Origin of the sequence: Bradyrhizobium sp. AUGA SZCCT0158 (assembly GCF_018130065.1) — a bacterium.
GTDB lineage: Bacteria > Pseudomonadota > Alphaproteobacteria > Rhizobiales > Xanthobacteraceae > Bradyrhizobium.
The window spans coordinates 21,947-48,122 of sequence record NZ_JAFCME010000036.1 but is presented as its reverse complement, the minus strand read 5'-3'; the positions used below and the strand labels follow the sequence as shown (position 1 = coordinate 48,122).

General features: G+C 63.2%; 25 protein-coding genes and 1 pseudogene. 19 read left to right on the top strand and 7 right to left on the bottom strand.

The features are described from left to right. Positions 1 to 111: 111 nt before the first annotated feature. The 4 genes from JQ574_RS31635 to dnaE all read left to right on the top strand — a co-directional run bounded on the left by JQ574_RS31635 (position 112) and on the right by dnaE (position 5,073). Positions 112 to 276: a hypothetical protein gene (locus JQ574_RS31635; protein WP_312014766.1), complete on the top strand. Its 165-nt coding sequence runs from the start codon at positions 112 to 114 to the stop codon at positions 274 to 276. Between the two features lie 45 nt (positions 277 to 321). Continuing rightward, a complete protein-coding gene (locus JQ574_RS31630) occupies positions 322 to 477 on the top strand; it encodes a hypothetical protein (RefSeq protein WP_212208084.1) in 156 nt (51 codons plus the stop codon). A 56-nt stretch (positions 478 to 533) separates the two neighbouring features. Next, on the top strand, positions 534 to 788 hold the full coding sequence (locus JQ574_RS31625) for a hypothetical protein (protein WP_212208083.1): 255 nt from the start codon (positions 534 to 536) through the stop codon (positions 786 to 788). A gap of 778 nt (positions 789 to 1,566) precedes the next feature. Then, on the top strand, positions 1,567 to 5,073 hold the full coding sequence (dnaE, locus tag JQ574_RS31620; RefSeq protein WP_212384160.1) for a DNA polymerase III subunit alpha: 3,507 nt from the start codon (positions 1,567 to 1,569) through the stop codon (positions 5,071 to 5,073). A gap of 12 nt (positions 5,074 to 5,085) precedes the next feature. On the opposite strand, the gene JQ574_RS31615 is transcribed toward dnaE, so the two are convergent. The 5 genes and pseudogenes from JQ574_RS31615 to JQ574_RS31595 all read right to left on the bottom strand — a co-directional run bounded on the left by JQ574_RS31615 (position 5,086) and on the right by JQ574_RS31595 (position 9,040). Beyond that, complete coding sequence (locus JQ574_RS31615) at positions 5,086 to 6,231, bottom strand: acyl-CoA dehydrogenase family protein (protein ID WP_212384159.1); 1,146 nt, start codon at positions 6,229 to 6,231, stop codon at positions 5,086 to 5,088. A gap of 11 nt (positions 6,232 to 6,242) precedes the next feature. Beyond that, positions 6,243 to 6,964 (bottom strand): annotated as a pseudogene (locus JQ574_RS31610) (SDR family NAD(P)-dependent oxidoreductase). Between the two features lie 13 nt (positions 6,965 to 6,977). After that, positions 6,978 to 7,394: a MaoC family dehydratase gene (locus JQ574_RS31605; protein ID WP_212208080.1), complete on the bottom strand. Its 417-nt coding sequence runs from the start codon at positions 7,392 to 7,394 to the stop codon at positions 6,978 to 6,980. Further along, entirely contained in the window at positions 7,391 to 7,846 is a 456-nt protein-coding gene (locus tag JQ574_RS31600; RefSeq protein ID WP_212208079.1) for a MaoC family dehydratase N-terminal domain-containing protein, read from the bottom strand. Before JQ574_RS31600 ends, JQ574_RS31605 begins: the two co-directional genes overlap by 4 nt. Positions 7,847 to 7,855: 9 nt before the next feature. After that, a complete protein-coding gene (locus tag JQ574_RS31595) occupies positions 7,856 to 9,040 on the bottom strand; it encodes a lipid-transfer protein (RefSeq protein WP_212208078.1) in 1,185 nt (394 codons plus the stop codon). 95 nt (positions 9,041 to 9,135) lie between these two features. Between JQ574_RS31595 and JQ574_RS31590 the strand changes: the two genes are divergently transcribed. The 3 genes from JQ574_RS31590 to JQ574_RS31580 all read left to right on the top strand — a co-directional run bounded on the left by JQ574_RS31590 (position 9,136) and on the right by JQ574_RS31580 (position 12,017). Next, the gene (locus JQ574_RS31590) at positions 9,136 to 9,831 is read left to right on the top strand and encodes a TetR/AcrR family transcriptional regulator (protein ID WP_249119726.1); all 696 of its coding nucleotides are present in this window, start codon (positions 9,136 to 9,138) and stop codon (positions 9,829 to 9,831) included. After that, positions 9,828 to 11,384 (top strand): long-chain fatty acid--CoA ligase, encoded by a 1,557-nt coding sequence (locus JQ574_RS31585; protein WP_212208077.1) that lies wholly within the window; start codon positions 9,828 to 9,830, stop codon positions 11,382 to 11,384. Before JQ574_RS31590 ends, JQ574_RS31585 begins: the two co-directional genes overlap by 4 nt. Positions 11,385 to 11,597: 213 nt before the next feature. After that, positions 11,598 to 12,017 carry a CBS domain-containing protein gene (locus JQ574_RS31580; protein ID WP_212208076.1) on the top strand — a complete coding sequence of 140 codons (420 nt, stop codon included), beginning with the start codon at positions 11,598 to 11,600 and terminating at the stop codon, positions 12,015 to 12,017. Positions 12,018 to 12,130: 113 nt separating this feature from the next. On the opposite strand, the gene JQ574_RS31575 is transcribed toward JQ574_RS31580, so the two are convergent. Then, positions 12,131 to 12,598 carry an aminoacyl-tRNA deacylase gene (locus JQ574_RS31575; RefSeq protein ID WP_212208075.1) on the bottom strand — a complete coding sequence of 156 codons (468 nt, stop codon included), beginning with the start codon at positions 12,596 to 12,598 and terminating at the stop codon, positions 12,131 to 12,133. Positions 12,599 to 12,983: 385 nt separating this feature from the next. On the opposite strand from JQ574_RS31575, the gene JQ574_RS31570 reads away from it, so the two are divergent. The 11 genes from JQ574_RS31570 to fabZ all read left to right on the top strand — a co-directional run bounded on the left by JQ574_RS31570 (position 12,984) and on the right by fabZ (position 24,918). After that, on the top strand, positions 12,984 to 13,982 hold the full coding sequence (locus JQ574_RS31570; protein ID WP_192733409.1) for a 30S ribosomal protein S2: 999 nt from the start codon (positions 12,984 to 12,986) through the stop codon (positions 13,980 to 13,982). Between the two features lie 129 nt (positions 13,983 to 14,111). Further along, positions 14,112 to 15,035 (top strand): translation elongation factor Ts, encoded by a 924-nt coding sequence (tsf, locus tag JQ574_RS31565; protein WP_212208074.1) that lies wholly within the window; start codon positions 14,112 to 14,114, stop codon positions 15,033 to 15,035. 70 nt (positions 15,036 to 15,105) lie between these two features. Further along, the gene (gene pyrH / locus JQ574_RS31560) at positions 15,106 to 15,822 is read left to right on the top strand and encodes a UMP kinase (protein ID WP_212208073.1); all 717 of its coding nucleotides are present in this window, start codon (positions 15,106 to 15,108) and stop codon (positions 15,820 to 15,822) included. A 71-nt stretch (positions 15,823 to 15,893) separates the two neighbouring features. Next, the gene (gene frr / locus JQ574_RS31555) at positions 15,894 to 16,457 is read left to right on the top strand and encodes a ribosome recycling factor (protein ID WP_212208072.1); all 564 of its coding nucleotides are present in this window, start codon (positions 15,894 to 15,896) and stop codon (positions 16,455 to 16,457) included. 57 nt (positions 16,458 to 16,514) lie between these two features. Then, positions 16,515 to 17,270 carry an isoprenyl transferase gene (locus tag JQ574_RS31550; protein WP_212208071.1) on the top strand — a complete coding sequence of 252 codons (756 nt, stop codon included), beginning with the start codon at positions 16,515 to 16,517 and terminating at the stop codon, positions 17,268 to 17,270. Then, the gene (locus JQ574_RS31545) at positions 17,267 to 18,115 is read left to right on the top strand and encodes a phosphatidate cytidylyltransferase (RefSeq protein ID WP_212208070.1); all 849 of its coding nucleotides are present in this window, start codon (positions 17,267 to 17,269) and stop codon (positions 18,113 to 18,115) included. The genes JQ574_RS31550 and JQ574_RS31545 overlap by 4 nt, the downstream gene beginning before the upstream one ends. 4 nt (positions 18,116 to 18,119) lie before the next feature. After that, a complete protein-coding gene (gene dxr / locus JQ574_RS31540; protein ID WP_212208069.1) occupies positions 18,120 to 19,343 on the top strand; it encodes a 1-deoxy-D-xylulose-5-phosphate reductoisomerase in 1,224 nt (407 codons plus the stop codon). A 42-nt stretch (positions 19,344 to 19,385) separates the two neighbouring features. Next, the gene (gene rseP, locus JQ574_RS31535) at positions 19,386 to 20,537 is read left to right on the top strand and encodes an RIP metalloprotease RseP (RefSeq protein ID WP_212384158.1); all 1,152 of its coding nucleotides are present in this window, start codon (positions 19,386 to 19,388) and stop codon (positions 20,535 to 20,537) included. Between the two features lie 173 nt (positions 20,538 to 20,710). Beyond that, positions 20,711 to 23,263: an outer membrane protein assembly factor BamA gene (bamA, locus tag JQ574_RS31530; RefSeq protein WP_212293746.1), complete on the top strand. Its 2,553-nt coding sequence runs from the start codon at positions 20,711 to 20,713 to the stop codon at positions 23,261 to 23,263. Positions 23,264 to 23,395: 132 nt separating this feature from the next. Beyond that, a complete protein-coding gene (lpxD, locus tag JQ574_RS31525; protein WP_212272993.1) occupies positions 23,396 to 24,460 on the top strand; it encodes a UDP-3-O-(3-hydroxymyristoyl)glucosamine N-acyltransferase in 1,065 nt (354 codons plus the stop codon). Continuing rightward, positions 24,460 to 24,918 carry a 3-hydroxyacyl-ACP dehydratase FabZ gene (gene fabZ, locus JQ574_RS31520; protein ID WP_212208065.1) on the top strand — a complete coding sequence of 153 codons (459 nt, stop codon included), beginning with the start codon at positions 24,460 to 24,462 and terminating at the stop codon, positions 24,916 to 24,918. The genes lpxD and fabZ overlap by 1 nt, the downstream gene beginning before the upstream one ends. Here the strand turns inward: fabZ and JQ574_RS31515 are convergent. Further along, a complete protein-coding gene (locus tag JQ574_RS31515; RefSeq protein ID WP_312014767.1) occupies positions 24,915 to 25,208 on the bottom strand; it encodes a KTSC domain-containing protein in 294 nt (97 codons plus the stop codon). The two genes, fabZ and JQ574_RS31515, sit on opposite strands and share 4 nt — an antisense overlap. Before the next feature lie 154 nt (positions 25,209 to 25,362). Here JQ574_RS31515 and lpxA point away from each other — a divergent pair, with 154 nt between their 5' ends. Continuing rightward, positions 25,363 to 26,166 carry an acyl-ACP--UDP-N-acetylglucosamine O-acyltransferase gene (gene lpxA, locus JQ574_RS31510; RefSeq protein WP_212208063.1) on the top strand — a complete coding sequence of 268 codons (804 nt, stop codon included), beginning with the start codon at positions 25,363 to 25,365 and terminating at the stop codon, positions 26,164 to 26,166. The last annotated feature ends 10 nt before the right edge of the window (positions 26,167 to 26,176 follow it).

The window sequence follows — 26,176 nt, the reverse complement described above, 5'->3', positions numbered from 1 at the left end:
TCCTTAACTACAGGAACTTCGCGGACTTGAATCGCCTCGCCGCCGGCGCATAGTTGCGCAATGGCAAGCAGCATCTGGACGACAGAAGAATTTACCTGCCCCGGTTGCGGGATGGATTACTCCGCGACGAGGGAGCAGCATCAGCACAAGCATTCGGGTAAATTCGAATGCATGGTCTGCCAGACCGAAATCCACGCCTGGTCCGGTACCCATGATTATTTCGGCTGGAAGCCGATCAAGAAGACATCACCGGTCTTTGGACGAAAGACCGCCTAGCCGCGCGGGCTGGAATTGGTCAGCTCCCGAAGGCATATTCGGGACATGAAAATAAGATTCCCGATCATCGTTTCAGCCGTCCTGCTCGCCGCCGCAGCCCTGCTGATTTTCAACGGCCGCCTTCACGCGCGCGGTCCCCATCACCCCACCACGGAATGTGGCTTCTGGGGGCCGATGGAAGCGGGGATGTCGTGCCAGTGACAAGCAACGGTCCCTGAGGGCTGGCAAACGCGCCGGGCCGGGCGCATATTTGGGACATGGAAAACGTACACAAATGTACCTCCGCGCTGTCTCCGCTGATTGCGGAGGCTAAGACGAGCGCCATTCCTCTGGCAGAAAATGCCATCAACGAGTTGGTCGCCGTGACGCCCGCACCCCAGCAAAGGGACGCCTTGGAAAGCGTTCGGTCGGTGGTGAAAGCTCACGGAGACGCGGCCGGGCCCGGCTCTCAGTGCGACTTTGCAGATGCCGTGAATGACTACATCGAAAAGCTGATGCGGCGTCTCATCTGACTCCGCGACCTCAACCAGTCGCCAAGTCGACAGTTTGATTGTGGCAGGGTTGCTGGCTGGAAAACGGGCGGTTCCGGGCGCATATTCGGGGCATGGCGACGATTGTTCAATGCAATTGCGGCGCCGAGTACAGACGTACCGAAGAGAAGTTCTTGGTACCGCAAACAGGTGACGCGGTCTGCACGGTCTGCGGGGCCGCGCTGGAGTCGTGGTGGAATAGCGGCCACGTGCCCACATACGAGCTTATTGAACGGCCTCGGACAGAAGGCGGGAACGGCAAGCCACCCGAAACGCCCTAGGGACCCCAACCAACCAGCTCGCAAGATCATAGGCATTTCGACGGGCAGTCGGGTCCGAGAATTAACCACGGGGGTCATTCTTCAAACTGACCCGCCAGGCGCGCGCTTGACTCTTAGAACAAAAAAGGAACAATGTTCCTCATATGTTCTTGGATCGGGAGTGCCTGCGATGTTGAGGATGTTTGTGGAAGAAGCCGCTGCTCTGGCGTCGATTACGCTGTTTGTCGGGATGATCGCGGTGTGGGCGCAGCTGATTCCCCAGCTCTGAGGTGGGGGCGGGATCGGGGCCGGCGACACCCCAAAGCAGGCTTCGACAGCCCCTTGGGGAAAAGCCGGATGGCGGGCGCAAGCTGAGCGTTCCGCGTGGACTCCGCTAGCCCAACGCATCACCATTGGAGCTGGCGAGTCGGCGCCCGGGGAAGTTTTCCGGAGAGCCTGACGATCGCTCCCATCCACGATGCAAGAGCCCTCAAAGCGACATGTCCAACGCCGGATTCGTTCATCTCCACGTTCATTCGGCCTATTCGCTGCTGAAGGGTTCGATCAAGATCGCCAAGCTCGGCGAGCTTGCCAAGGCCGACCGCCAGCCGGCGCTGGCGCTGACCGATACCGACAACATGTTCGGGGCGCTGGAATTCTCCGACAAGATGGCGGGCTATGGCATCCAGCCGATCGTCGGGTTGGAACTCGCGATCGATTTCGGTGACCAGGATCCCAACGCGCGAAATGCGCTGGCCGCCGCGCCTGCGCGAATCGTGCTGCTGGCGGCGCGCGAGCGCGGCTACCGCAGCCTGATGCACCTGAACTCGCGGGCGTTCCAGGAGACGCCGGTTCATCAGTCTCCGCACATCAAGCTCGAATGGCTTGAAGGCTACTCGGATGACCTGATCGCGCTGACCGGCGGCCCCGAGGGGCCGATCTCGCTGGCGCTGCTCGGCGATCATTCAGCGCTGGCGGCGACGCGCTGCGATCGGCTGACCAGCCTGTTCGGCGACCGCCTCTATGTCGAATTGCAGCGCCACGGCATCGACAAGGAGCGCCGTGTCGAATCGGGCCTGATTGATCTCGCCTATGCCAAGGGCCTGCCGCTGGTCGCGACCAACGAGCCGTATTTCGCCAGCACTGACGACTACGAAGCCCACGACGCGCTGCTCTGCATCGCCGGCGGCCGCCTGATCGCCGAGACCGACCGCCAACAGCTGACGCCGGATCACCGCTTCAAGACCCGCGCCGAGATGGCGGTCCTGTTCGCCGATATTCCGGAGGCGCTGGCTTCCACCGTCGAGATCGCCGAACGCTGTTCGTTCCGGCCAATGACGCGCAAGCCGATTTTGCCGCGCTTCACAGTGGGCGCGGGATCCGGGTCCGATGCGGCAACCGAAGAGGCTGCGGAGCTCAGGCGTCAGGCCGAAGAGGGGCTTGCAAGGCGCCTTTCGGTGCATGGCCTGTCGCAGGGCACCTCGGAGGAGGACTACAAGAAGCGGCTGGCGTTCGAGATCGACGTCATCAACCGCATGAACTATGCGGGCTACTTCCTGATCGTTTCCGACTTCATCAAATGGGCCAAGGACAACGACATTCCGGTCGGGCCGGGCCGCGGCTCGGGCGCGGGATCGCTGGTGGCCTATGCGCTGACCATCACCGACCTCGATCCGCTTCGGTTTGGCCTGCTGTTCGAGCGCTTCCTCAATCCGGAACGCGTCTCGATGCCGGACTTCGACATCGACTTCTGCCAGGATCGCCGCGGCGAGGTCATCGACTACGTGCAGCAGCGCTACGGCCGCGATCAGGTGGCGCAGATCATCACCTTCGGAACGCTGCAGGCGAGGGGCGTGCTGCGCGACGTCGGCCGCGTGCTGCAGATGCCTTACGGGCAGGTCGACAAGCTGACCAAACTGGTGCCGCAGAATCCCGCAGCCCCGGTAACGCTGGCCGCGGCGATCGAGAGTGAACCAAAACTGCAGGCGTTCCGCGACGAAGACCCCGTTGTGGCGCGCGCCTTCGATATCGCGCAGCGCCTGGAAGGACTGACCCGGCACGCTTCGACCCACGCCGCCGGCATCGTGATCGGCGATCGCCCCTTGAGCGAACTGGTTCCGCTTTATCGCGATCCCAAATCCGACATGCCGGTGACCCAGTTCAACATGAAATGGGTCGAGCCCGCCGGCCTCGTGAAGTTCGACTTTCTCGGCCTGAAGACGCTGACCGTGCTCGACGTCGCGGTCAAATTGCTCAGGCAACGCGATATCCAAGTCGATCTGGCAACGCTGCCGATCGAAGACGCCCCGAGCTACCAGATGCTGGCCAGGGGCGATGTGGTCGGCGTGTTCCAGGTGGAAAGCCAGGGCATGCGGCGCGCGCTGGTCGACATGCGGCCCGACCGCTTCGAGGACATCATCGCGCTGGTGGCGCTCTATCGCCCCGGCCCGATGGCTAACATCCCGACCTACTGCGCGCGCAAGCACGGTGACGAGGAGCCGGAATATCTGCATCCGATCCTGGAGCCGATCCTGAAGGAAACCTTCGGCGTCATCATCTACCAGGAACAGGTGATGCAGATCGCCCAGGTGATGGCCGGCTATTCGCTCGGCGACGCCGACCTGCTGCGCCGGGCGATGGGCAAGAAGATCCGCGCCGAGATGGAGAAGCAGCGCGCGATCTTCGTCGCCGGTGCGGTCAAGAACGGCGTGCCGAAGGGGCAGGCCGATACGATTTTCGAACTGCTCGCAAAGTTCGCCGACTACGGCTTCAACAAGAGCCACGCCGCGGCCTACGCGCTGGTGTCGTATCACACCGCCTATATGAAGGCGCACTATCCGGTCGAGTTCCTGGCCGCGTCGATGACGCTCGAACTCAACAACACCGACAAGCTCAGCGAGTTTCGCGCTGAGGCGCAGCGGCTCGGCATCAAGGTCGAGGCGCCCAATATCAACCGCTCGGGTGCGACCTTCGAGGTTGGCGAAAACACCATCTATTATGCGCTGGCCGCGCTGAAGGGCGTCGGCCCGCAGGCGGTCGAACTGATCGTGGAGGAACGGCGCAAAGGGCTGTTCACCTCGCTCGCCGATTTCGCCGCGCGCGTTAATCCGCGCGCCATCAACAAGCGCGTGATCGAAAGCCTGGCGGCCGCCGGCGCTTTCGACACGCTCGATTCGAACCGCGCGCGGGTATTCGGCGGCGCCGAGGCTATTCTGGCCGCCTGCCAGCGCAGCCATGAGGCGTCGACGATCGGGCAGAATGACATGTTCGGCGGCGCCGCGGATGCTCCGACCATCATGCTGCCGCAGATGGAACCGTGGTTGCCGGCCGAGCGGCTGCGGCGCGAATACGACGCCATCGGCTTCTTCCTGTCCGGCCATCCGCTCGACGACTATGCCACGGTGTTGAAGCGGCTGCGCGTGCAGTCCTGGGCGGAATTCTCACGCGCGGTCAAAACTGGCGCGACCGCCGGCAAGGTCGCGGCCACGGTCGTCTCGCGCATGGAGCGGCGGACCAAGACCGGCAACAAGATGGGCATCATGGGCCTGTCCGATCCGACCGGCCATTTCGAAGCGGTGCTGTTCTCCGAAGGCCTCGCGCAATATCGCGACGTGCTGGAGCCGGGGGCGGCCGTGCTGCTGCAGCTCGGCGCCGAACTGCAGGGCGAGGACGTGCGGGCGAGGGTGCTGCACGCCGAGCCGCTGGATGACGCCGCGGCCAAAACCCAGAAGGGTCTTCGCATCTTCGTTCGCGACACCAAGCCGCTGGATTCGATCGCGCGACGGCTGAACATGCCGGAGCCGGTCGTGCCCGGCGCGCCAAAGGGCCTGCCGGCCAAACCGGCGCCCGCGCCGGCGGGGGGCGCCGATGGCGACGTCTCGCTGGTGATCATGCTCGACCTCGAAACCGAGGTCGAGATGAAGCTTCCCGGCCGCTTCAAGGTCTCGCCGCAGATCGCCGGCGCGATCAAGGCGGTGTCCGGCGTGGTCGACGTGCAGACGCTGTAGCGCGTTATCTCGTTACAGCGACCGCGCGATCAACAGCTTCATGATCTCGTTGGTCCCGCCGTAGATCTTCTGGATACGTGCATCCACGAACATCCGCGCGATCGGGTATTCCTCCATGTAGCCGTAGCCGCCGTGGAGCTGCAGGCATTCGTCCGCGGTTTCCACCTGCTTCTGCGAAGTCCACCATTTCGCCATGGAAGCGGTCACGGTATCGAGTTCGCCGGCGACGAGGCGCTCGACGCACCAGTCGACAAACACGCGCGCGATCATGGCTTCGGTCTTGCGCTCGGCCAGCTTGAACGCGGTGTTCTGGAATTCGATGATCGGCTTGCCGAAGGCCTTGCGCTCCCTGGTGTAGTCGGCGGTCAGCTTGATCGCGCGCTCCATCGACGCCACGGCGCCGACGGCCAGCGAGAGGCGCTCCTGCGGCAACTGCTGCATCAGCTGCACGAAGCCGTTGCCTTCCTCGCTTCCCAGCAGGTTCTCCGGCGGCGCTACCGCATTGTCGAAGAACAATTCGGATGTGTCGGATGCGTGCAGGCCGATCTTGTCGAGGTTGCGCCCGCGGCGGAAACCGTCATTGCCTTCGGCCTCAAGCACGATCAGTGAGATGCCCTTGGCGCCGGCTTCACCGGTGCGCGCGACCACGATGATCAGGTCGGCGGCCTGGCCATTGGTAATGGAGGTCTTCTGGCCGTTGATGACGTAATTGTTGCCTTGCTTCCGGGCCGTCGTCCGCACGCCCTGCAGATCAGAGCCGGTGCCGGGTTCGGTCATGGCGATGGCGCCGACGAACTCGCCGCTGGCCATTTTCGGCAACCAGCGCCGCTTCTGTTCCTCGGAGCCGTAATTCAAAATGTAATGCGCGACGATGGCGCTATGCACCGAGTACCCGGTCGTCACTTCCGGCACCACGGTTTCGAGATCCTCGATCACGGCAGCTTCATAGGCGAAGCTGGCGCCCAGCCCGCCATAGGCTTCCGGGACGCTCGGCAGCAGGGCGCCCATCTCGCCCAGCGCCCGCCAGGCCGAGCGATCGACCATTTTTTGATCGCGCCAGGCTTCGGCGTGTGGCGCCAGGTCCTTGGCGAGGAATTTGCGAAACTGGTCGCGAAAGACGTCCAGCTCCTCCGTCATCCAGGAAGAACGATATTGCATGGGATCCCCTGCTAGATGATGAGGCCGCCACCGCAGACGACGACTTGCCCACTGATGTAGTTCGATTCCGGGCTGCAGAACAGATAGACCGCATCGGCGGCTTCTTCCGGCGTGCCGCCACGCCCGAGCGGAATCATCCTCGCCATCGCAAGGCAACGCAATTGACGTTGACCTTGTAGCGTCCCCATTCCTTGCAAAGCGTGCGCGTCAGCCCGACCAGCGACGCCTTGGCCGACGAATAGCTGGCCTGTCCGGCGTTGCCGTAGAGCCCCGCAATCGAGGAGATGTTGACCACCTTGCGAAACACCTCGCGGCCGGCTTCGGCCTCTTTCTTTGCCATGATCCGGATCGGCTCGGAGACGGCGCGCAGCAGGCGGAACGGTGCGACCAGGTGGACGTCGAGCATGGCCTGGAACTGCTCGTCGGTCATCTTCTGGATCGTCGAGTCCCAAGTATAGCCGGCGTTGTTGACGATGATGTCGAGGCCGCCGAATGTTTCCATGGCTGCGCCGACGAAACGGTCGGAGAAGCCGGTCTCGGAAACACTGCCGTTGATCGCGATGGCTTCGCCGCCGCCGCTGCGGATTTCCGCGGCGACGGCGTCGCCCGGCGCCGCATCGAGATCGTTGACCACGACCCTCGCGCCCTCGCTGGCAAGTTTCAGCGCAATCGCGCGGCCGATGCCTCGCCCCGATCCCGTGATCAGCCCGACTTTTCCCTTGAGTTTTGTCATTTGTTTTTCCCGATCAGAGCGCGATGATTGCTTCGCCTGATAGTTTGAGATCGCCGCTCTCGTCCTTGGTCGTCAGCGCCAGCTTCGCGCATCGCTCGCCATCATGTTCGACGAACTCGGAAACATGCCCCTCGCAGGTCAGGCGTGCACCGAGCTGTGTGATCGCGACGAAGCGCGTCGAGAACATGCGAAGCCGCGGGGGAGGGACCGCATCGGTGAGCGCCTGGCCGAGATAGCCCATGACCAGCATGCCGTGGGTGAAGACATCCGGATATCCGGCGGCCTTGGCGAAATCCAGGTCGACATGGATCGGATTGTGGTCGCCCGAGGCGCCGCAATAGAGCGCCAGCGTGTGGCGGCTGATCGGCGGAAACACCTTGTGGACGATGCGGTCGCCTATCGCGGGTTGAGTTTTCACGGCGGTACTCATGCGGTTGCCGGATTGAGCACGACAACGGTGCGGGCGCAGTCCGCGACGTGGGTGCCGTTCTGGTTGGTGACTTTGGTTTCGATGCCGACCAGCGTCATCGCGCCACCCTTTTTGTCGGCGACGCTGACGATGCGCGGCTGGAACTTGAGCGTGTCGCCGACCACCACGGGCGCCTTGTAAGTAAAGCGCTGTTCGCCATGCAGCAGGCGCCCGATGTCGACGCCGATGACGGTGATGAACTCGAAGGCCTGTTCCGCGTCCATCATCTCAAGGCAGAACAGATAGGTCGGCGGCACCGGCGTCGCGGCATAGCCGGCAGCCTGCGCGGCCCTGGCATCGCCATAGACCGGATTGGTCTCGCCCAGCGTTTCGCGGAAATAACGCAGGCGTCCGGGCTCGACATGCGCGGTGACAGGCGAAAGGCTGCGGCCGATGAGGGAAGGGTCAATCATATCAGGGCCTCAGGCGCGTTCGTAGAGCGTGACGACGCAGGCGCCGCCGAGGCCGAGATTGTGCTGCAGGGCGCGCCTTGCGCCGTCCACTTGTCGTGCTTCCGCCGAACCGCGCAGCTGATGCGTCAGTTCATAGCATTGCGCGAGGCCGGTGGCGCCGAGCGGATGGCCCTTGGACAGCAGGCCGCCGGACGGATTGGTCACGGTGTTGCCGCCATAGGTGTTGTTGCCGTCGTCGATGAAGCGCTCCGCGCCTCCGTCGGGGCACAGGCCGAGCGCCTCATAGGTGATCAGCTCATTATGCGCGAAGCAGTCGTGCAGTTCGACGACGTCGAGATCGTCAGGGCCGATGCCGGCGGCCTCATAGACCTTGTTGGCGGCGGCGCGCGTCATGTCGAAGCCCACCACCTGCATCATGTCGCCGGCCTTGAAGGTGGAGGGCGTATCGGTGGTCATCGCCTGCGCCGCGATCCGGACGTCCTTGCGCAGGCTGTGCTTGCTGGCGAATTTCTCCGAGACCAATACTGCCGCCGCACCGCCGCAGGTTGGCGGGCAGGCCATCAGCCGCGTCATCACGCCGGGCCAGATCACCTGGTCGTTCATGACGTCGTCAGCGCTAACTTCCTTGCGGAACAGCGCCAGCGGATTGTTCTTGGCATGCCGGCTCGCCTTGGCCCGCACCTTGGCGAACGAGGTCAGCGGCGTGCCGTATTTCTTCATGTGGCTGAGACCGGCGCCGCCGAAATAGCGCAGCGCCAGCGGGACGCCTTGCGCGTCGACCAATTTGTCGGCTGCGGCGTCGAATTCGTCGAACGCGCTCGGCCGGTCGGTGAAGACGGCGCCGAGCGCACCGGGCTTCATCTGCTCGAAACCGAGCGCCAGCACGCAATCGAGCGCGCCTGATTCAATCGCTTGCCGCGCCATGAACAGCGCGGTCGAACCGGTCGAGCAATTGTTGTTGACGTTGATGATGGGGATCCCGGTCATGCCGACCTGGTACAGCGCGCGCTGTCCGCAGGTTGAATCGCCGTAGACATAGCCGGCATAGGCCTGCTGGATCATCTCGTAGCCGACGCCGGCGTCAGCCAGCGCAAGCCTGGTCGCTTCCGCGCCCATCACCGGGTAGGGCGCGTTCGCGCCCGGTTTGACGAACGGGATCATGCCGACGCCGGCAACATAGACGCTGGATGCCATGGTGCGCTCCCTTTATTACCCATTGGACTTTTTATTACCCATGGGTAATATACGGGCCGACGGAGCCCGTCAATGCAGAGCAGGCAAGAATCAGGATGGATGCGCAGTCACCAGAAACCAATCCATCGCCATGGATGCCGTTCGAGAGCCGCCGCCGCGCGCGCGACGAGAAACGCGAAGCCGTGCTGCGCACCGCAGTGCGGCTGTTTCTCGAGCAGGGCTATCACCGCGTCACGCTCAACGATGTCGCCGAGCGGCTGAACATCACCAAGCCGGCGCTGTACAATTATTTCCGCAGCAAGGACGAAATCCTGTTCGAATGTTGGGCGTTGGGTCAGGAAATCGTCGACGAGTTCATTGCTGAAATCGACAATGGCGGCGGCAATGCGCTCACCAAGCTGCGCAAGCTGATCCAGGCTTACGCCGAGCAGATGACGACTGATTCCGGCGCCAGTCTGGTGCGGTTCGATGCGCGCGACCTGACCGCGGAAAACCAGAAGATCGTCCGCGCCGCCAAAAAGCGCATCGACCGGACCTTTCGCAAATACCTCGCCGACGGCGTCGCCGACGGTTCGATCAAGCCGTGCGACCCGAAACTCACGGCTTTTGCCATCGCAGGTTCACTGAACTGGATCGGTCATTGGTATCAGCGCGACGGCGCGTGGTCGGCGGAAGCCGTCGCCAGCCGGTTTGCGGCTCAACTCACCGAAGGGCTGGCAAAAGCCCCGGCAAGTAAACACGGCCCGGCAACGTCAAAGAAAAGCCGGCCGGCAAAGGGAGGACGGAAATGAACATCACGCACGGCCTGCGGCGCGCGCTGCAGATCAATCCGAACGGCCTTGCCATCGTCTGTGGCGAGCGGAAGAAAAGCTGGCGCGAGGTCGGCGACCGCGTGGCGCGCCTTGCCGCAGGCATCCGGGACCTCGGCGCGCAGGCCGGCGACCGTGTCGCGATCCTGTCGCTCAATTCCGACCGCTATCTCGAGCTTTATCTTGCGGCCGGCTGGTCCGGCACCGTGATCGTGCCGCTCAACATCCGCTGGAGCCCGCTGGAGAACGAAGACGCCATGCGCGACTGCCGCGCCGGCATCCTGTTCGTCGACAAGGCTTTTGCTGCGGTCGGCGCGACCCTTGCTCAGGCGATCCCGGGCCTCAAGCTGATCTATGCCGATGATGGCGACGCCCCCGCCGGCATGGAGGGGTATGAGGCGTTGATCGCGCGCAGCACGCCGATGCAGGATGCGATGCGCAAAAGCGAGGATCTCGCCGGCATCTTCTATACCGGCGGCACCACCGGACGCTCCAAGGGCGTGATGCTCAGCCACGGCAATCTGATGGTCAACGCGCTGAACGCCCTCGGCGAAGGCCTGTGGCCGAGCAGCACGGTCTATCTGCACGCCGCGCCGATGTTCCACCTTGCCAACGGGGCGGCGATGTATTCGGTGCTGCTGAGCGGCGGCTCCAACGTCATCATCCAGGGTTTTACGCCCGACGGTGTCGCCGGCGCGATGCAGCGCGACCGCGTGACCGACGTGCTGCTGGTGCCGACCATGATCCAGATGTTCGTCGATCATCCGAAACTCGGCGACTACGACTTGTCGTCGCTGACGGGGATCGCCTATGGCGCCTCCGTCATCAGCGACGCCGTGCTCAGCCGCGCCATGAAGGCATTGCCGAACGTGCAGTTCACGCAAGCCTATGGCATGACGGAATTGTCGCCGATCGCGACGATACTGCACTGGAAGGAGCATGTCGGCGATGGCCGCGCCAAGGGGCGGCATCGCGGCGCCGGCCGTCCCACGCTCGGTTGCGAGGTCAAGATCGTCGACGCCGACGACAAGGTGGTGCCCACAGGCACCGTCGGCGAGATCGCCGTGCGCGGTGACAATGTGATGATGGGCTATTGGGAGCGGCCCGAGGAAACCGCCAAGGCCGTCATCGATGGCTGGATGCACACCGGCGACGGCGGCTACATGGATGAGGACGGCTTCGTCTACGTGGTCGACCGCGTCAAGGACATGATCATCTCCGGCGGCGAGAACGTCTATTCGGCCGAGGTCGAGAACGCGCTGGCGCAGCATCCGTCGGTGGCGCAATGCGCCGTGATCGGCATTCCGAGCGAACGCTGGGGCGAGCAGGTCCACGCCATTGTCGTTCCCAAGCCTGGCGCGATGGCAACCCCCGACGAGTTGATGGATTTCTGCAAGACGCTGATCGCAGGTTACAAATGCCCGCGCAGTGTCGAGGTCACCGAGACACCGCTGCCGCTGTCCGGTGCCGGCAAGATACTGAAGCGTGAGTTGCGCAAGCCGTACTGGGAAAACCGCCAGCGCATGGTGAGCTGAGGCCGGCGTCTGTGCGCCGGCCCGCCATTCGAGGCTGGCGAGGCATGCTGGATTGATGGACGCGCTGCCGGTGCGGGCTTTCCCTGCATTGCGGAGTTGTCATCGCATTTTTTTGCGATGCCGTCCGATCCGATCCGTCGTATAGTCGAGTCAAGGGGGAACTGTTCTGCATCACGGGGATACCACCTGAAATCGCAGCAACGGAGGTCCGCCATGAAAGTCAAAGAAGCGATGCACAAGGGCGTCGACTGGGTCAGCCCCGACACGCCTGTCACCGAAATCGCAAAGCTGATGCGAGCGCATGATATCGGCTGCATTCCGATCGGGGAGGACGATCAGCTGATCGGAATGGTGACCGATCGCGACATCGTCTGCAAAGGGCTTGCTGGCAACGGCTTCGATGCCAGCCGCGCCAAGGCGCGCGACGTGATGACCGAAGGTATCCACTGCTGCCGGGAGGACGATGACCTCGCCAAGGCGGTGCACCACATGGAGACGCTGAAAGTCCGCAGGTTGCCGGTGATCAACAAGAGCAAGCGGATGGTCGGCATGATCAGCCTCGGTGACATCAGCCATTCAACGTCCGGCGACCTGGTGTCCGGGTACGTCAAGAGCGTTTCAGCCCATCACTGAAACACGGCGGGGCCTTGCGATCGAGGCGCCTTGGAGCAACTGGTCGCGGCTGTTCAACGGTGAACGCGCGCGATGGCGTTGCGTGAGGCCGCTCGACCGGCGCTCGAGCGGCCTCAATCGTGCGTGGTGAAGTGGCCGTGCCAGGCCTTCGCGGTCAATCGCGCGAACTGCTCGCGGTCCAGGCGGATGAGTGTGGCGTGGTCGCCGCCCTCCATGTAGATCTCGCTCTGCGTGTCGATGCTGTCGTCGACGATGACATCGAGCCCAAAGCATTCGCCAACCGGCGGTACGGCGCCACGCTCGCAGTCGCCAAACAGCTTCGCGACCTCCTCTTCGCTCGCCAGATCAACCTTGTGGCCGAGCTGCATTTTCAGGGCCGGCAAATGCAGATGGCGGGAGGCCGGAAGGATCGCCATCATGTAGCCGTCCTCACGGCGAAGGACGACGCCTTTGGCCAGCGCGTCGCCCGGCACATGGCAGGCCTCGGCCGTGCGCGTCGACGACATGGTGCGGGCATGAGGGATCAGGTCGTAGGTGACGGTCTGGTCCAGGTAGTTCTGCAGGGTCGGGGAGACGGTCATAGCAGTTCCTCCATTGCAACGGGCAATCCGGACATCGGGAGGAACTCGCGTCGTCGCCTCACGATGCGGGCGCTTGCGAATTGGGTGAAGATTACGCCTGCCCGAAGCCGGCGACAATGCGAATCGTTCTCACCATCCCGGCCGAGACAGGGTCTCCGCGGGGGTTTTCGGCGGATTCGGGCCCCGAATGCCCGCATTTATGGGCCCGGACCGGGCCAGCCCGCGACAAAAACCGGCCGTATTTCCTTGCTTCTGGCTGGAATCCGGCTATATACCGCGGCATCTCACACGGAAGCATGGCTCTCAAAGGCCGTCCGGTGGCAGCCGGGCCATAAGGCTCGTCTGCTCACACGCTTCCGGAGGAACCAACCGGAGAAGTATTACCATGGCGCTACCCGATTTTTCTATGCGTCAGCTGCTTGAAGCTGGCGTTCACTTTGGCCACCAATCGCACCGCTGGAATCCCAAGATGGCGGATTTCATCTTCGGTGCCCGCAACAACATCCACATCATCGACCTCGCGCAGACCGTGCCGTTGCTGCACACCGCGTTGAAGGCGGTCAGCGACACCGTCGCCAAGGGCGGCCGTATCCTGTTCGTCGGCACCAAGCGGCAGGCGCAGGACGGCGTTGCCGAGGCCGCCAAGCGGTCGGCGCAGTATTTCGTCAATTCGCGCTGGCTCGGCGGCACGCTGACCAACTGGAAGACCATTTCCGGTTCGATCAAGCGGCTGCGTCATCTCGATGAAGTGCTCAATTCCGGCGATGCCAACGCCTACACCAAGAAGGAACGGCTGACGCTGCAGCGCGAGCGCGACAAGCTCGACCGTTCGCTCGGCGGCATCAAGGACATGGGCGGGCTTCCCGACATGATCTTCGTGATCGACACCAACAAGGAAGACATAGCGATCCAGGAAGCGCAGCGGCTCAACATTCCCGTCGCCGCGATCGTCGACACCAATTCCGATCCCAAGGGCATCACTTATGTGGTGCCGGGCAATGACGACGCCGGCCGCGCCATTTCGCTGTATTGCGATCTGGTGGCCCGCGCCGCCATCGACGGCATCTCGCGCGCCCAGGGCGACCACGGCATCGACATCGGCGCTTCCGCGCAGCCGGTCCGTGAGGAAATCCCGGCCGCTCCGCAGCCGGCCGGCTTCCAGGGTCTGGCGGGCCCCCGTGGCACCGCCGACAACCTCAAGAAGCTCACCGGCGTGTCGGGTGCGATCGAGAAGAAGTTCAACGATCTCGGTATCTTCCACTATTGGCAGCTGGCCGAACTGGACCACGATACCGCGCACAAGATCGGTGAAGAGGTCGGACTTCCGAGCCGCGCCGATGGCTGGGTTGCCCAGGCCAAGGCGATGACCGCGGAAGCGGAATAATTGTAACGCCGCGTGGCCGGCCTTCCGGCCACCGGTTTGATTTCCCTGTTACGGCATTCCTGTAGCTGATGGCGGCACGGCGCAAGGCGCGCCGCGCTTGCGGCTAACAGGCAAGAAGGACATTCAACGATGGCAACGATCACTGCGGCGATGGTCAAGGAACTGCGCGAGTCGACCGGCGCAGGCATGATGGACTGCAAGGCTGCGCTCACCGAAACCGCGGGCAACATGCAGGAAGCGCAGGATTGGCTGCGCAAGAAGGGCTTGTCCAAGGCCGCGAAGAAGGCCGGCCGCGTCGCAGCCGAAGGTCTGATCGGCGCGATGACGTCGGGCAACAAGGGCGTCGTCGTCGAAGTCAATTCGGAGACCGATTTCGTCGCCCGCAACGAACAGTTCCAGGGCCTCGTCAAGATGGTCGCGCAGGTCGCGCTTCGCGTCGGCGCCGACGTCGAAACGATCAAGGCTGCGAAAGTCGGCGACTTCACCGTCGAGACCGCGATTTCGGATGCGATCGCCACCATCGGCGAGAACATGTCGCTGCGCCGTGCGGCGTTGCTCGAGGTCGCCAATGGCGTGGTGGCGAGCTACATCCACGGCGCTGTCATCGACAACGCCGGCAAGATGGGCGTGCTGGTGGCGCTCGAATCGACCGGCAAGACCGATGAGCTCGCGGCGCTCGGCCGCCAGCTCGCGATGCACGTTGCCGCGACCAATCCGCAGGCGCTCGATCCGTCCGGCCTCGACCCGGAAACCGTGAAGCGGGAAAAGGACGTGCTGGCCGACAAGTATCGCCAGCAGGGTAAGCCGGAGAACGTGATCGAGAAGATCGTCGAGTCCGGTCTGAAGACCTATTACAAGGAAGTCTGCCTGCTGGAGCAGGCGTTCATCCATGACACCGGCAAGTCGGTGGCGCAGGCCGTGAAGGAAGCCGAGGGCAAGGTCGGCGCGCCTGTGAAAATTACTGCGTTTGTGCGCTATGCTCTCGGCGAGGGAATCGAAAAGCAGGAATCCGACTTCGCAGCCGAAGTCGCGGCGGCCAGCGGCAAAAAGTAACCGCGGTCGACAATCTTCCGGCGCCATTGCGCCGGAAGATGCCTGCGCGGAATGAAGGAAGCGACAAGCTATGGCAGAGCCGGTCTATCGTCGCGTCGTGATCAAGATCTCGGGCGAATATCTCGCCGGCAGCCAGTCCTTCGGCATCGACCAGCCTACCGTGGACCGTATCGCCGACGATTTGATCGCCGCGCGCCAGCTCGGGGTTGAGGTGGCGGTGGTGGTCGGCGGCGGCAACATCGTTCGCGGCGTCGAGGTATCCTCGCGCGGCGTGTCGCGCCCGACCGGCGACACCATGGGCATGCTCGCCACCATGATGAACTGCCTTGCGGTCGAGGCGGCCATCGAACGCAAGGGGACGCCGGCGCGAACCCTGTCGGCGTTCGTGATGCCTGAAATCTCCGAACTGTTCACCCGCGGTGCGGCGCACAAATACCTCGCCGAGGGCCGTATCGTCCTGCTCGGCGGCGGAACCGGCAATCCATTCTTCACCACCGATACCACGGCGGTGCTGCGGGCGGCCGAGATCGGGGCGCAGGCAGTGCTGAAGGCCACCAATGTCGACGGTGTCTACAGCGCCGATCCCAAGAAAGACCCGTCGGCCAAGCGTTTCGACCGCCTGACGCATTCGCAGGCCATTGAAGGTGGCTACAAGGTGATGGATGCGACCGCATTCGCGCTTGCCCGCGAGACTGCGCTGCCTATCATCGTATTCTCGATCGCCGAACCCGGTTCGATTGGTGCGATCCTGCGCGGTACCGGCCACGGCACGGTGGTCGCCGGCTGACAGGCCCGCGCCACGTCGAACCGCGGGCCTGATAATGCCGGCGAATGGTTTTCTGAGGAGGGGAGAGCGTTATGCCCACACCTGGTTTTGACATCAACGAATTGAAACGCCGCATGCAGGGTGCCACCCAGGCGCTCAAGCATGAACTGGGCGGTTTGCGCACCGGTCGTGCGGCCGCGTCCATGCTGGAGCCGGTCCAGGTCGATGCCTACGGCACGCACATGCCGCTCAATCAGCTCGCAACCGTCAGCGTGCCCGAACCGCGGCTGCTTTCCGTCCAGGTTTGGGACAAATCCATGGTCAAGGCCGTGGAGAAGGCGATCGTCGACTCCAACCTCGGCCTGAGCCCCGCGACCGAAGGGCAGGTGCTGCGCCTTCGGATTCCGGAACTCAACGAGGAACGCCGCAAGGAACTGGTCAAAGTCGCGCATAAATACGCCGAAGCGGCCAAGGTTGCGGTCCGGCACGTCCGCCGCGACGGGCTCGATACGGTCAAGAAGCTCGAGAAGAACCACGAAATCTCCGAGGACGACCAGGCGCGCTTGGCCAATGACGTGCAAAAGGCGACCGACGGGATGATTTCCGAGATCGATCAATTGCTGGCGGCGAAGGAAAAGGAAATCCTTACCGTTTAAGGCCTTAAGATCGAAACTTGAGACCGAGACTTTAGGACTGGTCCTGGAACTTTAACGATGCCGAACGCCGCCGCCCCCGCAACCGAAGGACCGGATCGAACCGGTCCCTTGCACGTGGCGATCATCATGGACGGCAACGGGCGCTGGGCGGCCGCGCGGGGATTGCCGCGCGCGGAGGGCCATCGCCGCGGTGTTGATGCGCTGCGCCGCGTCGTTCGTGCCGCCCATGAACTCGGGGTGGTCTATCTGACCATCTTCTCGTTCAGCTCCGAGAACTGGTCGCGACCGGCGACCGAAATCGGCGACCTGTTCGGATTGCTGCGTCGCTTCATCCGCAACGATCTGGCGACCCTGCACCGCGACGGGGTGAGGGTGCGCGTGATCGGCGAGCGCGAAGGACTGGAGCCGGACATCTGCGCGCTCCTGAACGAGGCCGAGGAACTGACGCGGGCCAACACCAAGCTCAATCTCGTCGTCGCTTTCAATTACGGGTCGCGCCAGGAAATCGCCAACGCGGTGCAACGGCTGGCGCGCGAAGTGGCCGAAGGCAAGCGCGATCCCGCATCGATCGACACAGACACGCTCGGCCAATATCTCGACGCGCCGGATATTCCCGATCCCGACCTGATCATCCGCACCAGCGGCGAGCAGCGGTTGTCGAACTTCCTGATGTGGCAGGCGGCCTACAGCGAACTCGTCTTCGTGCCGATCCACTGGCCGGATTTCGACAAGGCGGCACTTGAAAGCGCTATCGCAGAATATGCCAGACGGGAGCGCCGTTTCGGCGGTCTGGCCGCGAAAACCGGATCGTGACCGAGGGCAAGGCCGCGCCGGCGGCCGCTGCCGAACAGGATACGCGCAACCTCTCGACGCGCATCATTGCAGCCGCCGTGCTGATTCCGCTCGCCGTCGCCATCGCCTATGCCGGCGGCTGGTTTTGGGCCGCACTGGTGACGGCGGTCGCGATCGGCCTCTATGTCGAATGGCTGATGGTGGTGGGCTGCGCGGCTGACAAGCGCGTGGTCGCAACAGGTATTGTCGCGCTGGCCGTGGCGGGGCTTTGTCTCGCCATCGGGCGGATCGATGTTGCGCTGGCGGTGCTGGCTGTCGGCCTGGTGGCGGTCTTCCTGATCACGCCGGCGCAGCGAAACTGGAGCGCTGCGGGATTTTGCTATGCGGCGGTAGCGGAGGTCGCGTCTGTCCTGCTGCGGCTCGATCCCGTGAAGGGTTTTATCGCTCTGATCTTCCTGCTGGTCATCGTGTGGGTGACCGATAGCGGCGGCTACTTCGCCGGCCGCGGCATCGGCGGCCCAAAACTCTGGCCGCGCGTCAGCCCCAAAAAGACCTGGGCCGGCGCCCTTGGCGGCTTTGTCGCAAGTCTTGCCGTGGCCGGTATATTCGCGGTGCTGGATCTCGGGAAAATCGGACCGCTGTTGATGATATCAGGCGTTCTTTCGGTGGTTTCTCAACTCGGCGATCTCTTTGAATCTGCGGTAAAACGGCGCTTTGGCGTCAAGGATTCCAGCCAGATCATTCCCGGCCATGGCGGGCTGCTGGATCGCCTGGACGGATTTGTTGCAGCTGTCGCGGTGGCGGCGCTGATCGGTTTCCTCCGGGGCGGCGCCGATGGCGTTGGCCGCGGTCTTATGATTTGGTGAAAAAATGAGCGCGGTTCCATTGCGTAATAACAAGGCCGCGGCATCCGCCGCGCGCACCGTCACAGTGCTGGGCGCCACCGGTTCCATTGGCGACAGCACCATGGATTTGCTGCGCGGCGACCGCGCCCGCTACCAGGTCGAGGCGCTGACCGCCAATGGCAATGTCGAGGGGCTCGCCAAACTGGCACGAGAATTCGGCGCGCGCTTTGCGGCGGTCGCCGACCCCACCAAACTCGGCGCATTGAAGGAAGCGCTGGCCGGCACGCGGACCGAATGCGGCGCCGGCGAGAGCGCGATCATCGAGGCCGCGGCGCGCCCGGCCGACTGGGTGATGGCCGCCGTCAGCGGCGCCGCCGGGCTGAAGCCGGCGCTCGCCGCTGTTGACCGCGGGGCGGCGGTCGCGCTTGCCAACAAGGAGTGCCTGGTCTGCGCCGGCGATTTCTTCATGCAGCGCGCCGCCAAGGCAGGCGCCTGCATTCTGCCTGCGGATTCCGAGCATAATGCGCTGTTTCAGGCGCTCAGTTCCGGCAACCGTGACGAGCTTGTGCGCGTGATCATCACCGCGTCGGGCGGGCCGTTCCGCACCTGGACCTCTACCGACATCGAGCAGGCGACGCTGGCGCAGGCGCTGAAGCATCCGAACTGGAGCATGGGCCAGAAGATCACCATCGATTCGGCGTCGATGATGAACAAGGGGCTCGAAGTGATCGAGGCGTCGTATTTGTTCGCGCTGACGCCCGACGAGATCGATGTGCTCGTACATCCGCAGTCGATCATCCACGGCATGGTCGAATTCTCCGACCGTTCGGTGGTGGCCCAGCTCGGCGCGCCTGACATGCGCATCCCGATCGCCCATTGCCTCGGCTGGCCCGATCGAATCGTCGGTCCCTCGGCGCGGCTGGATCTCGCCAAAATCGGCCAGCTGACCTTCGAGGCACCGGATTTCGAGCGATTTCCCGGCTTGCGGCTGGCCTACGACGCGCTGCGCGCCAGCGGCGGTTTGACCACGGTGTTCAACGCCGCCAATGAGGTGGCGGTGGCAGCCTTCATCGCCGGCAAGATCAGATTCGGGGCGATCGCACGGCTGGTCGAGGCGACCATGAACGACTGGGTCCGCTCCGGAAACCTGGCGCCTTTGAGCTCGGCGGATGATGCGATTTCCGTTGACCATAATGCGCGAAATAAAGCTGCCTCCCTATTGCCTCAAATTGCCTTAAAGGCATCCTAGAGGGTTGGGGGCGCAGCCTTAGGCTCGCGCGAGGGGAATCGAATGACTGAGTTTTTTCTACATAGTTTCAATACGTTGAGCAGTGGGCTCATCGGCTACATCATTCCCTTCCTGTTCGTCCTGACCATCGTTGTTTTCTTCCACGAGCTCGGCCATTTCCTGGTCGCCCGCTGGTGCGGCGTGAAGGTGTTGACGTTCTCGCTCGGTTTCGGGCCGGAGCTTGCAGGGTTCAACGACCGCCACGGCACCCGCTGGAAAATCTCGGCGATCCCGCTCGGCGGCTATGTGAAGTTCTTCGGTGACGACACCGAAGCGTCAACGCCCTCGACCGAGGCGCTTGCCAGCATGAGCGCGGAAGAGCAGGCAGGCAGCTTCCACCACAAGAAAGTCGGTCCGCGCGCGGCGATCGTTGCCGCCGGACCGATCGCGAATTTCATCCTGGCGATCGTGATCTTCACCTGCCTGTTCACCTTCTTCGGCAAGCCGAGCACGACCGCGCGCGTCGACAAGATCGAAGCCAACAGCGCCGCTGCGAAGGCGGGTTTTCAGGTCGGCGACATCGTCACCGCGATCGACGGCAAGACCATCGGCAGCTTCTCCGACATGCAGCGCGTCGTTGGCGTCAATGCCGGCGTTCAGCTGAACTTCACCATCAAGCGCGGCGATGCCACGCTGCAAATGAAGGGCACGCCGGAGCAGCGCGAAGTAAAGGATCCGTTCGGCAACGCCCACCGGCTCGGCGTTTTGGGCATCACCCGCGCGACCGCGCCGGGCGATGTCGTGACCGAACGGGTCGATCCGGCAACCGCGATGTGGCTCGGCGTCAAGGAAACCTGGTTCGTGATCGATCGCACGCTGGCCTATATCGGCGGCGTCTTTACCGGCCGGGAAGCAGCCGACCAGGTCGGTGGCCCGATTCGGATTGCCCAGATTTCGGGGCAGGTGGCCACCATCGGCTTTACCGCGCTGGTGCACCTTGCAGCGGTGCTGTCGATCTCGATCGGCCTGTTGAACCTGTTCCCGGTTCCGCTGCTCGATGGCGGTCATCTTTTGTTCTATGCCGTGGAGACGGTCCGGGGACGCCCGCTGTCGAATCGGGCTCAGGAGATGGGGTTCCGGATCGGACTGGGTTTGGTGCTGATGCTGATGGTGTTTGCGACCTATAACGACATCCTGCATCTGGCGGCATCGTGAAGCGGCTTTTTTGTGGCGTTGCCCATCGGCAACGTCTTGGAATGAAAATGGAATTGCGGAGCGATGTTCCGTTTGCCGCCTTGGGGAAATTGGCTACAAGACATGCGGAAAATGGGAATCTGCTGGTTCGTGGGGGTGCGGGCCAGCACAAGAATGACAAGGGCGCTTGGCGCATGATGTTTGGAATGCGAGTGCGGGGGGGCTTGTTGGCCGCCTCGATCATGTTCGCCGTGCCGGTGGCTGCCACGGTGGCGGGGGTGCTTTTTGCTGCGCCGGCTGCTGCCCAGACGGTGGCTTCGATCTCCGTGGAAGGGAATCGGCGCGTCGAAATCGAGACCATTCGCTCCTATTTCAAGCCGGGACCCGGCGGCCGCCTCGGGCAGGCCCAAATCGATGACGGCCTGAAGGCGCTGATCGAAACCGGCCTGTTCCAGGACGTGCGAATCAATCAGGCCGGCGGCCGGATCATCGTGGTCGTGGTCGAAAACGCTGTCATCGGGCGCATTGCCTTCGAGGGCAACAAGAAGGTCAAGGACGACCAGCTCTCGGCCGAAATCCAGTCCAAGCCGCGCGGCACGTTTTCGCGCCCGATGGTTCAGTCGGACGCCCAGCGTATCGCTGAAATCTACCGCCGCTCGGGCCGCTATGATGTCAGCGTCACCCCGGAAATCATTGAACAGCCGAACAACCGCGTCGACCTGATCTTCACGATCAGCGAAGGCGGCAAGACCGGCGTCAAGAACATCGAATTCATCGGCAATCGGTTCTATTCGTCCTACCGGCTGAAGGACGTCATCAAGACGCGCGAATCCAACCTCTTGAGCTTCCTCGGCGGCGCCGACGTCTACGATCCGGACCGGGTCGAGGCCGACCGTGACCTGATCCGCCGATTCTATCTCAAGAACGGCTTTGCCGACGTGCAAGTGGTGGCCGCGCTGTCCGAATACGATCCGGAGCGCAAAGGCTTCCTCGTCACCTTCAAGATCGAGGAAGGGCAGCAATACCGCGTCGCCACCGTCGATTTCCAGACCAGCATTGCAACCCTCGATGTGAACTCGATGCGCAGCTTCTCGCGTGTCAGCGTCGGATCGCTCTACAATGCCGAGGCGCTCGAAAAGTCCGTCGAGGAAATGCAGATCGAAGCCTCGCGGCGCGGCTATGCCTTCGCCATCGTGCGTCCGCGCGGCGATCGCAATTTCGAACAGCACACCGTCTCGATCGTGTACTCGATCGATGAAGGCCCGCGAACCTATATCGAGCGCATCAATATCCGGGGCAACACCAGGACCCGCGACTACGTGATTCGCCGCGAGTTCGACCTTTCGGAAGGCGACGCCTACAATCGCGCGCTCGTCGATCGTGCCGAACGCCGGCTGAAGAATCTCGACTTCTTCAAGACCGTGAAGATCATCACCGAGCCGGGGTCGTCCAGCGACCGTGTGGTCCTGATCGTCGATATAGACGAGAAGTCGACCGGCGACTTCTCGGTGTCGGGTGGCTATTCGACCACCGACGGCGCGCTCGCCGAAGTCAGTATCTCGGAACGCAACTTCCTCGGCCGCGGTCTGTACGCGAAGGCGGCGGTCACCTATGGCCAGTATGCGCGTGGTTACTCGCTGTCGTTCGTCGAGCCGTATCTGCTGGACTATCGCGTCGCGCTCGGCCTCGACCTGTTCCAGCGCCAGCAACTCGCCAACAGCTACATCTCGTATGGAACCAAGACGATGGGCTTCAGCCCGCGCCTCGGCTTCACCTTGCGCGAAGATCTGGCCTTGCAGCTGCGCTATTCGATCTATCAGCAGGAAATCCAGCTGCCGAGTTCGCTGTCGAACTGTAACAACAACCCGAACAACGGATTGCTGGCGTTCAACCCGTCGCCGGCCTGGGTGAATCTGAACGGTGTGCCGGCCGCGACCGCACTGGGCGCTACCGATGCCTCTGGCGTCGGTCTGTGGTGCTACAGCGACGGCGAAGCCTCGCTGCCGGTCCGCAAGGAGCTGCAGAGCGGCAGGACCCTGACCTCGTCGGTCGGCTATTCGCTGAACTACAACACCCTGGATAACAACAAGAACCCGACCACCGGCTTGCTGGTCGACTGGAAGCAGGACTTCGCCGGCATCGGTGGCGACGTTTCCTACGTCAAGTCCGCGATCGATGCGAAGTACTACACGCCGCTGGTCGCCGATATCGTCGGCTTGCTCCGTTTCCAGGGCGGCATGCTCAACCAGCTCGGCAACGACCAGCTGCGCATGCTCGATCACTTCCAGATGGGCCCGAACCTGGTCCGCGGCTTTGCGCCGAACGGCATCGGCCCGCGCGACATCAACCCCTACGGTACGGGTGACGCGCTCGGTGGCACCAAATATTGGGGCGCGTCGGCGGAATTGCAGATGCCGTTCTGGTTCTTGCCGAAGGAAGTCGGGCTCAAGGGCGCGATCTATGCTGACGCCGGCGGCCTGTTTGACTACCGGGGCACGACCTCGTGGGCGCAGACCGGTGAAGTCAACGTTCCCGGCTGCGTGCGGCCGACGACCAATCCGGCGACGCCGGGCACCTGCCTCGGCCTGCAGTATGACGAAGGCAATGTCGTCCGCAGTTCGGTCGGTGTCGGCTTGATCTGGGCGTCACCGTTCGGTCCGCTGCGCTTCGACTATGCGGTTCCGATCACCAAGGGTAAGAATGACCGCACGCAGGAATTCAGGTTCGGCGGCGGCACATCGTTCTAAACGTAGCGTTTTCAAGCGAAGTGGATTCCCGGTTCGCGTGAAGAAAACGCGTCAAAACAAAGAGAGGCGTCGGTTTTGATTATTCAGAACCGGGCCTCTGAAGCGACAGCCGGCCGGACTGCGACGGGTGGAATGGCGCAGCCGATGTTCTTCAAGCAACCGCCTTCGTCGACGCTGGCTGATATCGCCGCGTTGACGAAGTCGGTATTGGTCGACCCCGCACATGGCGGCCATCTCATCCGGGGCCTCGCGTCGCTCGACGAGGCCGGCCCGATGCATCTGGCGTTCTTCGACAACCTCAAATACGCCGACCAGCTCGCCGCGACAAAGGCCGGTGCCTGCCTGGTCAGCCCGCGTTTTGAAGCGCAGGTACCGCCTCATGTCGCGGTGCTGCGGACCGCCCAGCCGTTCCGCGCGTTCGTGCAGATCGCGCGCCAGTGGCATGAAGACGCGCTGCGTCCACAGTCCTGGTTCGACAATGACGGAATTGCCCCGTCGGCGATCATCGACCCGTCAGCCCATCTGGAAGACGGCGTCATCGTCGATCCGCTGGCGGTGATCGGCCCTCGGGTCGAGATCGGGGCGGGAACGGTGATCGGTGCAGGGGCCGTGATCGGGGCCGAGGTGCGCATCGGCCGGGACTGCAATGTCGGTGCGCGTACCGCGATCCAGTTCTCCCTGATCGGCAACAACGTTTTGATCCACCCCGGCTGCAGCATCGGCCAGGACGGCTATGGCTTTATTTTCTTTGGTCCCGAGGGCCATCTGAAGGTGCCGCAGACCGGCCGCGTCCTGATCCAGAACAATGTCGAGATCGGCGCCAACACCACCATCGACCGCGGCAGCCTGCGCGATACGGTCATCGGCGAGGGCACCAAAATCGACAATCAGGTCCAGATCGGCCACAACGTGACCATCGGCAGGCACTGCCTGCTCGCAGCCCAGATCGGGCTCGCGGGCAGCCTGACGATCGGGGACAATGTCGCGCTGGGCGCCAAGGTCGGTATCAATAACCACCTCAAGATCGGCGACGGTGCCCAGGTCACCGCCATGAGCGGGGTCAAGGACGACATCCCGCCCAATGGCCGCTGGGGCGGTTTTTTTGCAAAACCAACCAAACAGTGGTTTAGGGAGATTATTGCAGTGGAGCGACTGGCGCAGGACGCCGCCGATCCGAAGAACGAGGGACGGGAGTGATGGAGGAGGTGCCGGTCAGGTTTGAACTCGTTGATATCAACGAGATCCTCAAGACGCTTCCGCATCGTTTTCCGATGCTGCTGATCGACCGGGTGATCAACATCCGCACCGATTACTCCGGCATCGGCGTCAAGAACGTGACCTTCAACGAGCCGGCGTTTCAGGGACATTTCCCGGAACGGCCGGTCTATCCCGGCGTGATGATGATCGAGGCCATGGCGCAGACCGCCGGCGTGATCGGCATCAAGTCGGTCGAAGGCACCGAGAAGCCGCGCGCGGTGTACTTCCTGACCATCGACAAGTGCAAGTTCCGCAAACCCGTGCTGCCCGGCGACACCATCGAATACCACATGCGCTCGATCGGCCGCCGCAAGGCGATGTGGTGGTTTCACGGCGACGCCAAGGTCAATGGCGCCGTGGTCGCCGAGGCTGACGTCGGCGCGATGCTCACGGATTAATTCGGGCAAGCGAAGCGAGCGTCCGACGCTGGCCTGATATGGCGGTTGAAGAACCCGCCCATCGACGGCGCGCCCAGCAAGGCGTCGTAAGTCTCGGCCGGCAGATCGCAATACTGGTCGTAGGCTCCCTTGACCGCGACGATCAGATGGCGCCTCGCGCGGTCGTAGCAGACGCGTTGCACGATGCTGCTGCGGGTGATGTCACGGCACTCGAAACTGTTCAGGTCGATGCTGCTGCGGCCGGCGACATCGATCGTTTCGGAAACGACCGGCGTGGCCAGCAGGTGCATGAAAATCGCCGCGGCAACTCGGACCATGGTGTCACAAATGCTGAAATAAGCCGAGATCATACGTCACTGGACAGATCAGGCAAAGTCGCGGTAACCACCGGAAAACCCGACGATTTAGCGTCTTCCTTGTTAACGAATGGCCGGACCCGTCCTGATGAGCATGATCGATCCCACCGCGCGGATTGAAGATGGCGCTGTGATCGGCGAGGGCACCTCGATCGGTCCCTATTGCATCATCGGGCCTCACGTCGTGATCGGCGCCAATTGCAAGCTGATCGGCCATGTCCACGTCACGGCGCGGACATCCATCGGCGACAGCTGCACGATCTATCCGTTCGTCTCGCTCGGCACCCCGCCGCAATCGCTGAGCTATCGCGGCGAACTGACCAGGCTTGAAATCGGGGCCGGCTGTACCATCCGCGAATCCGTCACCATGAACGCCGGCACCGTTGCCGGCGGCGGCGTCACGCGGGTCGGCGAGCGCGGCTATTTCATGAACTGCAGTCATGTCGGTCATGACTGCCAGGTCGGCAATGACGTGATCTTCGCGACATCAGCGACGCTCGGCGGCCATTGCGAGATCGGCGATTTCGTCTTCATCGGCGGGCTTTCCGCCGTGCATCAGTTCACCCGGATCGGGCCGCAGGTGATGGTCGGCGGCGTCTGCGGCGTGCGCGGCGACGTCATCCCGTTCGGCCTCGTCAACGGCCAGTATGCGAGCCTCGAGGGCCTCAACATCATCGGCATGAAGCGGCGCAAATTCACCAAGGACCGGCTCGTCACGGTGCGCGCGTTCTATCAAAAGCTGTTCCATGGCCCCGGCATCTTTGCCGAGCGGCTGAGCGAGGTTCAGCCGCTGGCGGCGAACGATCCGGCGATCGCGGAAATCCTCGCCTTCATCGATGCGGGGAAGCATCGCGCGCTGTGCCTGCCGGCCGACGACGCTCATAAATCCTGATGACGGGATC

What these genes read in the sequence shown, in the direction of transcription:
- JQ574_RS31635 (WP_312014766.1), top strand. Translation starts at nt 112, where the DNA reads ATGGATTACTCCGCGACGAGGGAGCAGCATCAGCACAAGCATTCGGGT.
- JQ574_RS31630 (WP_212208084.1), top strand. Translation starts at nt 322, where the DNA reads ATGAAAATAAGATTCCCGATCATCGTTTCAGCCGTCCTGCTCGCCGCC.
- JQ574_RS31625 (WP_212208083.1), top strand. Translation starts at nt 534, where the DNA reads ATGGAAAACGTACACAAATGTACCTCCGCGCTGTCTCCGCTGATTGCG.
- dnaE (WP_212384160.1), top strand. Translation starts at nt 1,567, where the DNA reads ATGTCCAACGCCGGATTCGTTCATCTCCACGTTCATTCGGCCTATTCG.
- JQ574_RS31615 (WP_212384159.1), bottom strand. Translation starts at nt 6,231, where the DNA reads ATGCAATATCGTTCTTCCTGGATGACGGAGGAGCTGGACGTCTTTCGC.
- JQ574_RS31605 (WP_212208080.1), bottom strand. Translation starts at nt 7,394, where the DNA reads ATGAGTACCGCCGTGAAAACTCAACCCGCGATAGGCGACCGCATCGTC.
- JQ574_RS31600 (WP_212208079.1), bottom strand. Translation starts at nt 7,846, where the DNA reads ATGATTGACCCTTCCCTCATCGGCCGCAGCCTTTCGCCTGTCACCGCG.
- JQ574_RS31595 (WP_212208078.1), bottom strand. Translation starts at nt 9,040, where the DNA reads ATGGCATCCAGCGTCTATGTTGCCGGCGTCGGCATGATCCCGTTCGTC.
- JQ574_RS31590 (WP_249119726.1), top strand. Translation starts at nt 9,136, where the DNA reads ATGGATGCGCAGTCACCAGAAACCAATCCATCGCCATGGATGCCGTTC.
- JQ574_RS31585 (WP_212208077.1), top strand. Translation starts at nt 9,828, where the DNA reads ATGAACATCACGCACGGCCTGCGGCGCGCGCTGCAGATCAATCCGAAC.
- JQ574_RS31580 (WP_212208076.1), top strand. Translation starts at nt 11,598, where the DNA reads ATGAAAGTCAAAGAAGCGATGCACAAGGGCGTCGACTGGGTCAGCCCC.
- JQ574_RS31575 (WP_212208075.1), bottom strand. Translation starts at nt 12,598, where the DNA reads ATGACCGTCTCCCCGACCCTGCAGAACTACCTGGACCAGACCGTCACC.
- JQ574_RS31570 (WP_192733409.1), top strand. Translation starts at nt 12,984, where the DNA reads ATGGCGCTACCCGATTTTTCTATGCGTCAGCTGCTTGAAGCTGGCGTT.
- tsf (WP_212208074.1), top strand. Translation starts at nt 14,112, where the DNA reads ATGGCAACGATCACTGCGGCGATGGTCAAGGAACTGCGCGAGTCGACC.
- pyrH (WP_212208073.1), top strand. Translation starts at nt 15,106, where the DNA reads ATGGCAGAGCCGGTCTATCGTCGCGTCGTGATCAAGATCTCGGGCGAA.
- frr (WP_212208072.1), top strand. Translation starts at nt 15,894, where the DNA reads ATGCCCACACCTGGTTTTGACATCAACGAATTGAAACGCCGCATGCAG.
- JQ574_RS31550 (WP_212208071.1), top strand. Translation starts at nt 16,515, where the DNA reads ATGCCGAACGCCGCCGCCCCCGCAACCGAAGGACCGGATCGAACCGGT.
- dxr (WP_212208069.1), top strand. Translation starts at nt 18,120, where the DNA reads ATGAGCGCGGTTCCATTGCGTAATAACAAGGCCGCGGCATCCGCCGCG.
- rseP (WP_212384158.1), top strand. Translation starts at nt 19,386, where the DNA reads ATGACTGAGTTTTTTCTACATAGTTTCAATACGTTGAGCAGTGGGCTC.
- bamA (WP_212293746.1), top strand. Translation starts at nt 20,711, where the DNA reads ATGATGTTTGGAATGCGAGTGCGGGGGGGCTTGTTGGCCGCCTCGATC.
- lpxD (WP_212272993.1), top strand. Translation starts at nt 23,396, where the DNA reads ATGGCGCAGCCGATGTTCTTCAAGCAACCGCCTTCGTCGACGCTGGCT.
- fabZ (WP_212208065.1), top strand. Translation starts at nt 24,460, where the DNA reads ATGGAGGAGGTGCCGGTCAGGTTTGAACTCGTTGATATCAACGAGATC.
- JQ574_RS31515 (WP_312014767.1), bottom strand. Translation starts at nt 25,208, where the DNA reads ATGCACCTGCTGGCCACGCCGGTCGTTTCCGAAACGATCGATGTCGCC.
- lpxA (WP_212208063.1), top strand. Translation starts at nt 25,363, where the DNA reads ATGAGCATGATCGATCCCACCGCGCGGATTGAAGATGGCGCTGTGATC.